This window comes from Mucilaginibacter sp. P5_A4, from assembly GCF_056400605.1.
The window spans coordinates 13,131-27,945 of sequence record NZ_JBFUKX010000052.1 but is presented as its reverse complement, the minus strand read 5'-3'; the positions used below and the strand labels follow the sequence as shown (position 1 = coordinate 27,945).

Here is a 14,815-nt window from a genome sequence, read left to right as displayed (position 1 = left end):
GATATTATTCCTTTACCTCCAATACTTCCAGCCTGCCATATTTCTTTAATTCGTATTCCTTTACCATCAAAAAGATGAGCGGGGTAACCAGTAAAATATGCGTGGAAGAGGTTAACACACCGCCAATCATGGGCAGTACAATTGGCAGCATCACATCGCTGCCGGTTCCGGTTGCCCAAAGCACAGGCACCAAACCAAACAGGGCTACACAAACGGTCATGAGCTTGGGCCTTAGGCGTTTTACCGCACCGTTCATTACATAAACCCGCAGGTCGTCCCTGGTAATGGTTTCTTTTGAATTGCCTTTTAAGGCAACCAGTTGCTGCATGGCATCGTTCAAATAAATCACCATAACTATACCTGTTTCCACAGCAATACCGAACAGGGCAATAAAGCCCACGGCTACGGCAACTGATAAATGCACGCCAAAAAAATAAACCATGTAAGCTCCACCGATAAGTGCAAACGGAATACTGATAAGGCTAAAAAATGCTTCGCGAATAGAATGAAATGCAAAGTACAGGCAGGCGAATATGATAATGAGCACTACCGGTAAAATCAATTTTAGGGTATGTTCCGCGCGGATCAGGTTTTCATACTGACCGCTCCATTCGATGAAATATCCTTTGGGTAAAGATTTAACCATCGTGTTCAATCTGTTCTGTGCTTCCTGCACGGTACTTCCTAAGTCACGGTCGCGAACATTGAACAATACAGTGCCGCGTAATAAAGCATTTTCAGACTGGATCATTGCCGGGCCATCGCTGATCCTGATATCGGCAACAGAGGATAATGGAACAGGGCCGTAAGATGGTGTTTGTACCAGTGTGCGTTTAATCTCGTCTAAATTGCTCCTGTAATTCTGCGCCAAACGCAGGTTTACGCTGAAGCGCCTGCGCCCTTCAATGGTTGGGGTAATGTTCATGCCGCCCAGGGCGCTTTCTACCACCTGGTTTACATCATCTACACCTAACCCATACCTGCCAATGGCATCTTTATTCACCTGTATGTCCAGGTATTTGCCGCCTGTAATGGGGTCAACATACAGATCTTTTACCCCATTGATACCCAACAAAGCCTGTTTGATTTGGTTGGATAAGGCATAAATAGTATCCAGGTTTTGCCCATATACCTTCAATCCAACATCGGTACGGATACCAGTTGAAAGCATATTGATACGATTGATGATTGGCTGTGTCCAGCCGTTCACTACGCCGGGGATCTGTAGTTTGGCATTCAACTCATTAACGATATCTTCCTTTTTAATTCCCTTGCGCCATTCGCTGGCAGGTTTTAACAGGATGATGGTTTCCACCATGCTGATGGGCGAATTATCGGTAGCTGTATTGGCACGTCCGGCTTTACCCAACACATTCTTAACTTCCGGGATGCTTTTAATGATCCTGTCCTGTACCTGTAAAAGCTGCTTCGCTTCGGAGTTGGAAATGTCCGGTAAGGTAACCGGCATAAACAGGATTGTACCTTCGTCAAGCGGCGGCATAAATTCGCTGCCTAAACTCAATAACAGCGGTATGCTGATGAGTAATGCAATTACGTTAATGCCTATGGTGGTTTTGCGCCAGGTAACGCACCAGTTCAATATTGGGCTGTATAGCTTTTCCAGGGTGCGGTTCAGGGGGTTATGCTCGTCTGTTCTTAATTTACCTTTCAGAAAAAAGGAGATCAGTACAGGCGCCAGTGTAACCGCGAGAATAGCATCAATGGCAAGGATGAATGTTTTAGTCCAGGCCAAAGGGCCAAACAGTTTACCTTCCTGGCCTTCCAGTAAAAATACCGGTAGGAAGGACGCGACGATAATCAGCGTAGAAAAAAATACGCCCCGGCCAACCTGTTTGCAGGATGCTTCTATGATTTTAATTCGCTCTGCTGCGGTCATGATCTTTCTTTTTCTTGTGCAATGGATAAATTCCGGTGCGAGTTCTCAACCATCACAATGCCGTTATCTACTATCACCCCAATGGCTAAAGCGATGCCCGTTAATGACATGATATTGGACGATATGCCAAAAGCGTTAAGCAGTATAAAGCTGGCTGCAATGGTAATAGGTATTTGTATAATAATACTTAGTGCGCTTCGCCAGCTAAACAGAAACAGGATAACAATAATGGATACCGTAATCATTTCCTCAATCAGCGTATGCTTAACGGAGCCAATGGCATTTTCTATCAGCTCGCTACGGTCATAGGCGATCTTGAATTTCACTCCCGGTGGTAAGCCTTTTTGGATGTCGTTCATTTTATCCTTAACCGCATGGATCACCTTATCGGCATTTTCTCCATACCGCATCACCACAATTCCGCCAACGGCTTCGCCTTCACCATTCTGGTCAAAAATTCCTAAACGTTCATCGCCGCCCATTTGAACGGTGGCAATATCTTTTACCCTTACCGCAACAGTTTTAATAACGCCGACGGAAATATTCTCCACATCGGGTAACGACTTGATATAACCCAGGCCGCGAACGATATAACCTGTGCCATTCATTTCAAACTTTCGGCCTCCCACATCATTGTTATTGCTTTTTACCGCTTTAAGTACCTGCGATAAAGGAATGTTGTAATAGTTGAGTTTATGCGGGTCGATATTGATCTGGTATTGCTTTTGAAAGCCACCGAATGAGGCCACTTCACTAACGCCGGATACTGTTTGCAGCCCCAGTTTAATATACCAGTCCTGCAAGGCCCGCTGTTCGCCAAGATCAATTCCTTTTGCATCCAGCGTATACCACAAAATATGGCCTACCCCGGTTCCGTCCGGTCCTAATGTTGGCGTAATACCTTCGGGCAATAAACGCTGTGCATAGTTAAGCCGTTCCAATACTCGGCTTCGCGCCCAATATACATCGGCCTTATCCTCAAAAACTATATAAACAAAGCTCATCCCGAACATGGAGGTAGCGCGTATGGCTTTTACTTTTGGGATGCCCTGTAAGTTACTCACCAAGGGGTATGTTACCTGGTCTTCCATAATCTGTGGGCTACGGCCCTGCCACTCGGTGAATACGATCACCTGGTTATCCGAAAGATCGGGTATGGCATCAATGGGGTTTTCCTTAACCGCGTAGGCTCCCCAGGAAAAAAGGGCAACCGCCACAAACAAAACAATATACCTGTTTTTTAAAGACAGGGTAATAAGTTGATTAATCATCTTAATGGTTTTGATAATCCCGGCGCTCATGCACCGGGATTAAATGAATTACATTTTCATTGATGCAGCTTTCTTTTTAGCAGGTTCTTTTTTTACTAATGCCATACCGCATTTAGGGCATTTTCCGGGTTTATCGCTCAATACCTCCGGGTGCATGGTGCAGGTATATTGTACTTTAACTGGCTTAACCTTTTTGGTTTTAGTGGTGTCGGAAACCGCCGTAGGTGAGTGGGACGCAAATACGGTTGCAGCCGAAAACAAAATGGCCATAGCCATCAGCATTACTTTTTTCATGATTATAAAAAATTAGAAATGGATAAATGGCGCAAGACATTATAAGCCTGCGCGTTGATTATAAATTAAGATGATGAATTTTAATATAAAGATTAGCCGGACTACAGATCGTAAAGGCTAAAGAGAAACGATACAGGTCAGATCCTGTAAGTACAGTTGCGGGTATAAATAGGTATATCACTGCTACCCGGAGGGGCATTGCTTTGATAACTGGTAATTTGATTATGATCGTTAACAATAACTACCGGATTCCATGAATTGAAAGATGGCAGAATTACAGGTGATAGCTCATTAAAAACAAAAGAATCGGCACTTACGTGTGTATCCTTGATCTTGAAAGATTGTTTTTCGTTTTTACAGCAGTTCTCGCTTCTTAACGATTTTTGATCCTGCTTATCAGCTGCACCATAGATAAAGGTAACCGAAGCCAGCTTACCGCAGCAATAAAAACGGTTAACCCCAATACCCACACAGGATAAAAGGTAAATGGCCGTTAATATAATGAGTGCGGTACGTTTCACACATCGAATATACTTACTTTAATTAAATAAAGTATATAATTCAATGGACTAAGGCTAAGATTTTACTTTTAACAAACCTGTATTTACAACTAAAACAACCGTGCTATCGCCCTCCATATAGCCTCCAACTGCCGCACATAAAACCTTGCAAAAGGAAATCTTAATATAGTATTATTGTTATTTTAACACTTATGTTTACTGAGAATCAACATACGTCGTAAATGGCCAGTAGTTTTATTATGTAACCGTATGAGGTTTAAACGAATTGTTTTTAGTGTGTTTTTTTGCAGAAACAAAAAAATGCAAATTTTTTGTCTGAAAATATAATTGTTCTTTATACATTTATAAAATAAATCAACCCCTGGTAGAAATCAGGACAAACCAAAATAAACTTAATAACGCTATTTCTTTATCGTGCTAAAACAACCTATTGATAAATGAAAAAAATAACTTTTATTTCCATTGCACTATCGTGCTTTTTTATTGCAGCGCGCCTGAATGCGCAAACTGTTAAATTAACATTGGATCTGGGCAAAGATGGGGTAGATGTGAGTTCAAAATTATATGGATTAATGACTGAGGAGATCAATCACTCCTATGATGGCGGGTTGTATGCAGAGCTGATAAGGAACCGGCTTTTTAAAGACAACCCTAAAGCACCTGATAATTGGGCAGTTGTGGAATACGGGAGCGGAAAAGGAAATATTCAGCTGGATGAAAAGCAAGCCATTAACGCTTCATTAAGTACTTGTTTAAAGCTTGATGTGACCAAAGACGGCGGACGGGTTGGTATAGCGAACGAAGGTTACTGGGGAATACCGGTAAAACCACAAACCACCTATAAAGCTTCGTTTTATGCCAAAGCTACAAATGAAGCTGCCGGGCCTTTAACCGTAAGCATTGAAAGTAACGACGGTACAATAACCTATGCTTCGGCGCCTGTTACATTAAATAAAGGCGAATGGAAAAAGTATGAGATACAATTAAGCACCGGTAATAATATTAAACCAACCTTACAAGCTCGTTTTGTGATCTCTGCGAGCCATACCGGCACCTACTGGTTTAACCTGGTTTCATTATTTCCACCTACTTACAATAATCGCCCTAATGGCAACAGGGCCGATATTATGCAATTGATGGCAGATATGAAACCTACATTTCTGCGGTTCCCGGGTGGTAATTACCTGGAGGGCGACTGGTTTTCTACCCGTTTTCCGTGGAAAAATACGTTAGGGAAGCTTGAGGAACGCCCGGGGCATACCGGTTGCTGGAGTTACCGTTCATCAGATGGGATGGGTTTGCTGGAGTTTTTAGAATGGTGCGAAGATTTGAAAATGGAACCCTTACTTGCAGTTTATGCCGGCTATACGCTTAAAGGCGACCATATTGATGCCGGTCCGTTTTTAAAGCCATTCGTTGACGATGCTTTAGAAGAGATTGAATATGTAACAGGAGATATTAACACGAAATGGGGGGCAAAGCGTGCGCAGGATGGGCATCCCGAACCATTTAAGCTTGCATATATTGAAGTGGGCAATGAGGATGGTTTTGACAAATCGGGAAGCTACGACGGCCGTTTTACCCAGTTTTATGATGCAATAAAAGCAAAGTATCCGCAATTACAGATCATTTCGACAATAGGCGGAAGGGATCCCCTTGGTGCAAGATTTGAAATTAAAAGCCGCAAACCAGAGGTGATTGATGAGCATTATTACCGTAACGCATGGGAGATGGAGCAAGATGCGGGTCATTATGATAATTATGACCGCAGCGGCCCAAAGATATTTGTTGGCGAATGGGCAACCCGTGAAGGTAGCCCAACCACTAACATGAATGCCGCACTGGGAGACGCGGCCTGGATGACCGGCATGGAACGCAACTCCGATCATGTAGTAATGTCATGCTATGCGCCGCTTTTTGTAAATGTTAGTCCGGGAGCTATGCAGTGGAAGTCTGATTTGATAGGTTATGATGCTATTGCAAGTTTTGGCTCACCATCATATTATGCGCAAAAAATGTTCAGTAACTACCTGGGCAATAAAGTTGTTCAGGTAAGCGGAGAGAATATCCCTACGCAAACCAATAATTCGGCAAAAGATAAAAATGCAGCTATACCGGCATTATTTTATGTTGCTACTAAAGATAGCAAAACCGGGTCTGTGTATCTTAAGGTAGTAAATGCATCGGGTAAAGCCCAGTCTGTTACAATTGATATGAAAGGTGCCGGAAAAGTATCCGGAAACGGAACGCTTATAGTATTAAAGGGAAATAGTCCTGAAGATACCAATAGCATAACCGAACCGGAAAAAATAGTGCCTGTAAGTAAAAAGATCAAGGGGATAGGTAAAACATTTACGCGGGTTTTTGATGCATACTCTGTCAACGTACTACAGGTGCAAACCAGGTAAGGTTTAAATTAAATCCCTCATTATTCACTAACCGTAATCAGAACAGAAACAAGGGAGATCGACGGTTCATCAAAAGTTATAAAATGAGTTGTGCGGTCAAATCAGCCGCACAACTATTTAATTAATCATTACTTAATATAAAATGAAACAACTTATTGCTATTTCCTTCATGCTGTTATTCTTGCATCATTCGTCTGCAGGGCAGGTAAAAGATATGGATACTACAAAGGCGCCGGGGCCTGTTTTACCGGGGAAATATGCTGACCCTGATATTGCCGTTTTTAACAACCGCTTTTATATTTATCCTACTACCGACGGAACAGAAGGATGGATGTCTGATTATTTTACCTGCTGGTCATCTGCTGACATGGTGCACTGGAAAAACGAAGGAACAATCCTCAATCTGAAAAAAGACCTTCAATGGGCCAGTCAACGGGCCTGGGCTCCTGCAATTGCTTATAAAAACGGGAAGTATTATTTTTATTACTCTGCAGATACCAATATAGGAGTGGCTGTCTCCGATCGTGCCGAAGGACCTTTCACCGATCCGCTGAACAAGCCATTGGTAGCGAAAGCTGCTTTTAAAGGCCAGATGATTGATCCAATGGTTTTTGTAGATGATGACGGGAGTGCTTACCTGTATTGGGGGCAGGGGAATTGCCATATGGTAAAGCTTCATGATGATATGATTTCATTTGATGCTGATAAGGTTGCAACCATTCGTCCCGATGGATATAATGAAGGCCCTTTCATGATAAAACGGCAAGGTACTTACTATTTGATGTGGTCTGAGTACGATACGCGGGATCCGCGTTATTCTATTGCTTATGCTACAAGTAAATCACCATTGGGGCCTTTTGTGAAGGCCGAAGGCCAAGCAATCCTGAAAGGAAAAGGAGTTGTGAAGGGTGCAGGTCATCATTCGGTAGTGCAAGTGCCAGGCAAAGACGAATGGTACATCGCCTATCACCGTTTTGCAATTCCTGATGGAAATGGCTACAACCGCGAAACATGTATTTCGCCAATGAGGTTTGATACAAAAGGAAATATAATACCGGTGAATGTATTTGAGCGAATTAAACCAGTTAAAATTAAAACTCAATAGCATGAATTACAATCCTTTGATGCATTGCTAAGATTATTCGTTCATCTTTAAAGTTAAATTAAAACAGCCTCTTTTCCGAGAGCCTTCATTGCTCTTCAAAATAAATCGCAAAAAATAACTGTGGTTTTTACACTTTTTAGTTTTTATTTATACATTAGTGCTGCAAACACTAAATTTTGTAATTCAAACCAATTATGAGCAGTGACCGATTTGGACGAAGATTCATCCCGGTTTTTTGACGGAATGTTTGTATCAAAAAAAAACACTTGTTTTTAGCAAATGGAAAACCCGGTAGCGATGACTGATGAAGATATCTGGCTTCAATTAAACACAACAAATGATACCGTTGTGTTTATTGAAATATACAATCGTTATCATGCTCAATTGTATGCTGCGGCCTGTAAACGTTGCTCGTCGACCGAAATTGCTGAAGAAATAGTACAGGACCTTTTCATCAATTTGTGGAGAAACAGGGCTACCATAAAAATAAATTCTTCCCTGAGCGGATACCTGTTTACGTCAATCCGTAACCTGGTATTGAATCAAATTCAAAAAGAAGCTGTCAGGAAAAAAGCTTATGAATCGCTTATTCTCGAAAATACCGATTATGATAACTCTACCGAGGAAATACTCATAGCTAACGACTTAAACCACCAGGTGGATATAAACCTGGGTTCACTTCCAGATAAATGCCGCTCGGTATTCGAGCTTAGCCGCAAGCAGTATAAAAGCAATAAGCAAATTGCCCACGAATTAGGGATTTCTGAAAAAACCGTTGAAAATCATATCACAAGGGCCTTAAAATATCTACGTGTCAGCCTTCATTATATGTTGCTATCCCTGGCCGCTTTTGTTTTTTTTAATTAAATAATCGCCCGTTTTATTTATCCCACCAACTGCCTGTTGTGTTTTATCATTTTCCGCGTACGGCAAACACTAAACTCAGATGATCTCTGAATGCGCTTAAAAGCCTTTTTTCTATAAATATTTTATAGCAAGTAGGGGGTTAGGGTATCGACAACTGTCATATCTGTATAACCACTAATTTTAAACCCATTAATCCAATTAAATGGAACCTATTTCACCCGAATTAATACAGAAATACCTCAGTGGGGCCTGTTCACCCGAAGAGGAGCGTATTGTGCTTAATTGGTATAATTCTTTTGAAATCAAAGCCGATCCATATGAGCAGTTAAGTATTCACCAGCGGCAGGAATTAAGATTGAGAATGCTGACTAATATCGAATCTGAGATTAACCCTGCTCAAAACGGGAAAACAGGAAAGTCAAAAATTATAAAATACATTGGTTATGTTTTGGCAGCGGCCGCCGCAATATTACTATTCATAAAAATCCCCGGTTTTTTAAATAATCAAAAACAACCTCAATCAGCCAGCTATGTGCTGAACGAAGATATCAGCATTACTAACCGTACACATACTATTTATAAACATTTACTCCCCGATAAAAGCATTGCCTGGCTTAGCCCGGGGGCGCACATAAGCTATCATAAAGTATTCAGCAAAAATTTAAGGGAAATTAAGTTGTCAGGAGAATCATTTTTTGAAGTAACTAAAGATAAAGCACACCCATTTGTGATTTACAGCGATCATATCACTACAAGGGTATGGGGTACCAGTTTTAGGGTGCATGATAGCAAAAATGCGGCTACAGCAGAGGTGGCTRTGGTTACCGGCAAGGTATCTGTTGAAATTGCTGCAGGAGACAAACGGAAGGGTTTATTTGCAACTAAAGCCGGTTTAAATAACAATGTGATGTTATTACCCCGGCAAAAGGTGGTTTATGGAAAAATAAACCATGATTTAAAAGTAGGCCGGGTAGCCGAACTTTCGTCTTTAAATATTTGGAAGAAGGCCGATCTTTCTTTTGAAAAAACATCGCTGCATGATGTGATCCAGGCTCTTAACAAACAATTTAATGTAGAGATAGTGCTGCAGGATAAAACTTTGAACAACTATATATTACAGGCAGATTTTAATGATCAAAGTTTGCCCGACATTATGGAGATGTTAAAAAAGCTGTTAAAGCTAACCTATGTAACGGATGGGGAGAAGTTTACGTTGCAGAAGGAATACACTAATTAACCAATTATTATTAAACTTAAATTTCGCTGTATGAAAAAATAAAAACAAACTCTCCATGCTAAAAGGAAAGAAAGAGTGCTTGCGACACCCTTTCTTTTAAATCCCCCATGATCTCGGAAAAGAACACCTTTACTAAGGTGTAAGGGGTTTATTGTCTCATTTTTTAACCAAATAAAACATTTCTAATGTATGAATATTAATTTACAAACCTCCATCGACTGGTGTAGAATCATGAAAATAACATGTAGTCAGCTCTTAATAGCAATTGTCTTCACAGGGGTTTCCCTGGCCAAGCCCGGCCATGCTCAGGGTATATTATCACAGCAGGTAGATATTTCTGCCAGCAATATGGATTTGAGCAGTTTCCTGAAAAAACTGGAAAAAAAGGCTAATGTGAGATTTGTTTATTTCCAGGATATAATTGAAAGCTCAAAAAAAATAAGCATAGATGCGCACCAGGAAAAACTTAAAGACCTGTTAACCGAACTTTTAAAGCCTTACAATATTAGCTACGATGTTGTTAATGATCGCATTGTGCTAAGCAAAACCACCAATGAATCATCAATAACAACAACGGAAATTAAGCCCGGTACCGGGGAGGTGCAGGCAGTTGCCATTAATGGTAAAGTTACTGATGAAACGGGGCAGGGACTGCCCGGTGTGGTTGTAAAATTAAAAGGAACCAATACTGCTGTAAGTACAGATTCACAGGGAGTTTATACAATTAATGTACCCGACTATAATGGTACTTTGATATTTTCATTTATAGGTTACACCAGCCGCGAAGTAGCGGTTAATGGGCAAAAAAACATTAATGTTCAATTACAACAGGAAAATAAACAGTTAAATGAAGTTGTTGTGGTTGGTTACGGTACTCAAAAACGATCTGATATCACCGGTTCTGTAGCTTCGGTACCCAAAGCCCGTTTATCGGAGTTACCGGTAACCAACGTTTTACAGGCTTTGGAAGGTGCAGTGGCGGGTGTTACCATCTCAACGTCATCATCCGTACCAGGTAGCCAGCCATCATCAATTGTAAGGGGGCAAAACTCAATTGGAGCAACTACCGGCCCATACGTGGTTGTTGATGGTATTCCGCTTAGTAAAACCGGGGGCTCACTTAATGATATCAACCCGAATGATATAGCATCGATGGAAATATTAAAAGATGCATCGGCAGTGGCTATTTACGGAACCAACGGATCAAATGGTGTTATATTGATCACTACAAAAAGGGGCAGTGGCGGTAAGCCGGTTATTCGTTATAGCGGTTATGCGGGTGTTGAAAATCTGGCACATATCCTTGAGCCACGTGATCCGGCATCTTATATACAAAAATATGCCGATTATATGTCACAAACCGGGCAAACCCAAACAAGTCCGGTACCTAACAGCTCCGAACTGCCAAATTACCAGGCCGGTAAAACAATTGACTGGATTAAGGAAGTAACGCAACAAGGTGTAATGCAGGATCATAACCTTAGCGTATCTGGCGGTAGTCCTGATGTTAAATATTATATATCCGGCGATTATCTTAAACAAAAAGGTGTGGTAAAAGGATACCAGTATAACCGGGTAAGCATCCGCTCAAACCTTGATATTAATGTTACCAATTATTTAACAGTTGGGATGTCATCCTATTTCGCCAACAATAATTATGATGGAGGCCGGGCAAACTTGTTATTTGCTACAGCCATGAGCCCTTATGGAAATGAATATAATGCCGATGGCACTTATAACATTTACCCCATGAAGCCGGAGTTGTTATATACTAACCCGCTATTAGGTTTAACTACCGATCAAATTAACCGGAGCGTTAACCTGAATGGTAATGGCTATGCCGAAATAAAATTTGGCGGTATTTTAAAAGGGTTAAAATACCGGGTTAATGCAGGCTACACTTATTTACCAACCCGAGTTGATAGTTATAGCGGCCGATTGGCAAATACACCCTTAGGATCTGCCAGTGCTGCAAGTTCCGAAACAAGTGCCTATACTATCGAAAACCTGTTATACTATAATAAAGATATAGGTTTGCACCATTTTGACTTTACTGGACTATACAGCGCGCAGCGCCGCAGGTATTTTACATCAACAGCAGCTGCAACGGGCTTTGTTAATGATGAGCTTTCTTTTAACAACTTAGGCGCCGGGGCAACGCAGACTTCCACATCTTACTCAGACAGATACGCGTTAAACTCGCAAATGGGGCGTATAAACTATTCCTATAATGGCCGGTACTTATTTACATTCACTGCACGTCGGGATGGTTCATCAGTTTTCGGAGCTAATACAACTAAATATGGTTGGTTCCCATCTGCAGCTTTAGGCTGGAACATTAGCGAGGAAAATTTCCTTAAAAATTCAAAAATCGTCAACAATTTAAAGCTGAGGGCATCCTACGGAAAAACCGGGAACGAAGCTGTGGGTGTTTATCAAACCATTACAACTGACGGTACAGTAAGATCTCCCTTTAACGGCGTAAGTACAATAGGTGTACAGGCAAGCAACCTGGGCAATGTCAATCTGCATTGGGAAACAACTGTGGGGACTAATCTCGGAGCTGATTTCGCCCTGTTTAACAGCCGTATTAATGGTTCTGTTGACGCGTACAAGACCCGCACGTATGGATTATTACTGCAAAGAGCCCTGCCTTCCATAACAGGCTATTCAAGAGTGTTGGATAATATAGGTAAAGTGGCTAATAAAGGCATCGAGGTTACTTTAAATACACGCAATATTGTTGGTAAGGATTTTCGTTGGGAAAGCAATATCGTATATGCGGTTAACCGTAATAAAATTGTTGACCTGTATGGTGACGGGAAGAGTGATTTGGGTAACCGTTGGTTTATTGGTAAACCCATTGGTGTAATTTACGATTACAAAATGACAGGTATATGGCAAACCGGCGAAGACGCTTCAAAACAAGATCCGGGAGCTAAACCTGGCGATTTAAAATTTGCCGATACCAATGGTGATGGTAAAATTACAGCGGATGATAAGGTTATCCAGGGTCAGACCGCACCAAAATGGACAGGTGGTATTACAAATACTTTTCATTACAAGCAGTTTAACCTGAGTGTATTTATACAAACCGCGCAGGGGATGCTTAAAAATAATGCCGATTTAAATTATGCCGATGAATCTGGCAGAAGAAATACACCATCAGAAATAGGTTACTGGACACCTGCTAATGGCAATAATTCTTTCCAGGCATTATCATATACCAATACCCGTGGTTATGGATATCCGCGCGATGCCAGCTATACCCGTATTAAGGATGTAACCTTTAGCTATGTAGTTCCACAAAAATTACTGGATAAAGCACACATAAGCAGTTTAACATTTTATGTAAGCGGCCGCAATCTGCACACCTTTACTAAGTGGATAGGCTGGGATCCCGAACAAACTTTTTATACCAGGGGAACAGCAAACTCTAATGCTAATCAGTCAGCATTTACCGCCGACTGGACCAATAACTATCCTGTAACCCGCACATTTGTATTTGGTGCAAATATTTCATTAAAATAAACTGATAAAATATAAAAACATGAAAAAGTATTCAATTATATTGGTTTCGGTATCAGTGCTTATTATCGCATTTGCATCCTGTAAAAAAGCTTACCTGGATGAAAAACCATATTCCGCATATACACCTTTAACATTAACAGATTCATTGGGCCTTCAGGCATCATTAGTGGGTTTGTATAATTACACTACCGGTATCCTTACTTATTCCAGCGCGCAGGGATGGCCAAGTGTTTGGCAGGTTGGTACAGATGTAGCCAATGCTACCGCAAATCAGCAGGGAATTGAAGTGCCGTACTATAATTATGCCACATTAACTTCAACAGATGCCGCTGCCTCCTATGTTTGGGGCAAATATTACGCGTTAATTAATAATACAAATATTATAGTTGATGCTGTAGAAGGATCTGGTGTTAAGGGTCTTACCGCTAACGGAAAGAATGCTGTAAGTGCAGAAGCCAAATTCTTCAGAGCTTATGCTTATAATAGTTTAGCAACACTTTTTGGAAAAGTGCCGTTGGTGGTACATACACTTACCGGCCCTAAAACAGATTTTGTACGTGCATCTCTTGAGAATGTTAACGCGCAGATTGTAAGCGATCTTACTTTTGCAGCGGCCAACCTTACTGATGTTGGCGGTGTATCATCAAAATTTGATGCAACAGGTAAACTGCCGGCAGGCAGGGCCAATAAATACATGGCTATGCAATTGCTTGCAGAAGTATACCTGCGTATGGGTAAAAACGACCTGGCCGAACAGCAGGCACAGGCTATTATTAGCAGCGGCAAGTTTAGCCTTGTAAAAAACCGCTATGGTGTAAGGGCCGCAGGAGCCGGTGATTATTATTCAGATATGTTTGTTTACGGCAACCAAAGGCGCGCCCAGGGAAGCAGTGAGGCAATATGGGTGCTTGAGCAGGAAAATCCAAGCTCGGTAGTGGGTGGTAATGTTGATAATGCCCAGCAACGCCGTGTTTGGGGTGCTGCCTATTACAATATCAGCGGATTGGCGATTTGTGATTCATTGGGCGGCCGTAGCATTGGCAGGCTAAGACTTAGTAACTGGGTTTTATATGGCTTATATCCAACCGGCGATATGCGCAATTCTCAGTACAGCATTAAAAGGCAATATTACTATAATGATCCTGCCAAGCCGGCGCTGTTAGGTAAGCCGGTGCCATTTACCGGACCGGATACCTTGTATAAAATATGTCCAAGTACAACCAAATGGGGCGCATTTGATCCTAATGACACCTTTGGCTATGCCATGATTAAGGATTTTATCATGATGCGTTTAGGCGAAACCTACCTGTTACTGGCAGAGGCCCAGGTAAAGCAGGGTAAAACTGCGGATGCTGCCGTATCAATAAATGCTTTACGAACCAGGGCAAACGCACCACAGGTTACAGCAGACCAAATGACGCTGAACTTTGTTTTAGACGAACGTGCCCGTGAGCTGATTGGTGAAGAAAACCGCAGGATGACTTTAATGCGAACCGGTACCTTAGTTGACCGTGCACAGCGATTAAATGCCAACGATGTACAGCATCCAACAACCGGGCTGGCAGCTAAAAATTTATTGTTACCTATACCTTTAACAGAAATTCAGTTAAATAAAGATGCTGTTTTAGAACAGAATCCGGGTTATTAATATGTTTACATTAGTATGTGGCAATTTACCATTGCC

10 protein-coding genes are annotated in these 14,815 nt (G+C 41.5%); 6 read left to right on the top strand and 4 right to left on the bottom strand.

Annotated elements, in window-relative coordinates; translation table 11 throughout:
* Window positions 1-4: 4 nt before the first annotated feature.
* The 4 genes from AC1DQW_RS23340 to AC1DQW_RS23325 form a co-directional block, all read right to left on the bottom strand.
* Complete coding sequence (locus tag AC1DQW_RS23340) at window positions 5-1,897, bottom strand: efflux RND transporter permease subunit (RefSeq protein WP_477456252.1); 1,893 nt, start codon at window positions 1,895-1,897, stop codon at window positions 5-7.
* Complete coding sequence (locus tag AC1DQW_RS23335; RefSeq protein ID WP_477456251.1) at window positions 1,894-3,168, bottom strand: efflux RND transporter permease subunit; 1,275 nt, start codon at window positions 3,166-3,168, stop codon at window positions 1,894-1,896. Before AC1DQW_RS23335 ends, AC1DQW_RS23340 begins: the two co-directional genes overlap by 4 nt.
* Before the next feature lie 48 nt (window positions 3,169-3,216).
* Entirely contained in the window at window positions 3,217-3,462 is a 246-nt protein-coding gene (locus tag AC1DQW_RS23330) for a heavy metal-binding domain-containing protein (RefSeq protein WP_477456250.1), read from the bottom strand.
* A 137-nt stretch (window positions 3,463-3,599) separates the two neighbouring features.
* Entirely contained in the window at window positions 3,600-3,983 is a 384-nt protein-coding gene (locus AC1DQW_RS23325; RefSeq protein WP_477456249.1) for an HYC_CC_PP family protein, read from the bottom strand.
* Window positions 3,984-4,420: 437 nt separating this feature from the next.
* Here AC1DQW_RS23325 and AC1DQW_RS23320 point away from each other — a divergent pair, with 437 nt between their 5' ends.
* The 6 genes from AC1DQW_RS23320 to AC1DQW_RS23295 all read left to right on the top strand — a co-directional run bounded on the left by AC1DQW_RS23320 (window position 4,421) and on the right by AC1DQW_RS23295 (window position 14,779).
* Window positions 4,421-6,391 (top strand): alpha-L-arabinofuranosidase C-terminal domain-containing protein, encoded by a 1,971-nt coding sequence (locus AC1DQW_RS23320; RefSeq protein ID WP_477456248.1) that lies wholly within the window; start codon window positions 4,421-4,423, stop codon window positions 6,389-6,391.
* Window positions 6,392-6,533: 142 nt separating this feature from the next.
* Window positions 6,534-7,496 carry a family 43 glycosylhydrolase gene (locus AC1DQW_RS23315; protein ID WP_477456247.1) on the top strand — a complete coding sequence of 321 codons (963 nt, stop codon included), beginning with the start codon at window positions 6,534-6,536 and terminating at the stop codon, window positions 7,494-7,496.
* A gap of 279 nt (window positions 7,497-7,775) precedes the next feature.
* The gene (locus AC1DQW_RS23310) at window positions 7,776-8,363 is read left to right on the top strand and encodes an RNA polymerase sigma-70 factor (RefSeq protein WP_477456246.1); all 588 of its coding nucleotides are present in this window, start codon (window positions 7,776-7,778) and stop codon (window positions 8,361-8,363) included.
* A gap of 202 nt (window positions 8,364-8,565) precedes the next feature.
* A complete protein-coding gene (locus AC1DQW_RS23305) occupies window positions 8,566-9,600 on the top strand; it encodes a FecR family protein (RefSeq protein ID WP_477456245.1) in 1,035 nt (344 codons plus the stop codon).
* Window positions 9,601-9,789: 189 nt separating this feature from the next.
* Complete coding sequence (locus tag AC1DQW_RS23300; protein WP_477456244.1) at window positions 9,790-13,131, top strand: SusC/RagA family TonB-linked outer membrane protein; 3,342 nt, start codon at window positions 9,790-9,792, stop codon at window positions 13,129-13,131.
* A gap of 19 nt (window positions 13,132-13,150) precedes the next feature.
* Window positions 13,151-14,779 (top strand): RagB/SusD family nutrient uptake outer membrane protein, encoded by a 1,629-nt coding sequence (locus AC1DQW_RS23295; RefSeq protein ID WP_477456243.1) that lies wholly within the window; start codon window positions 13,151-13,153, stop codon window positions 14,777-14,779.
* Window positions 14,780-14,815: the final 36 nt, after the last annotated feature.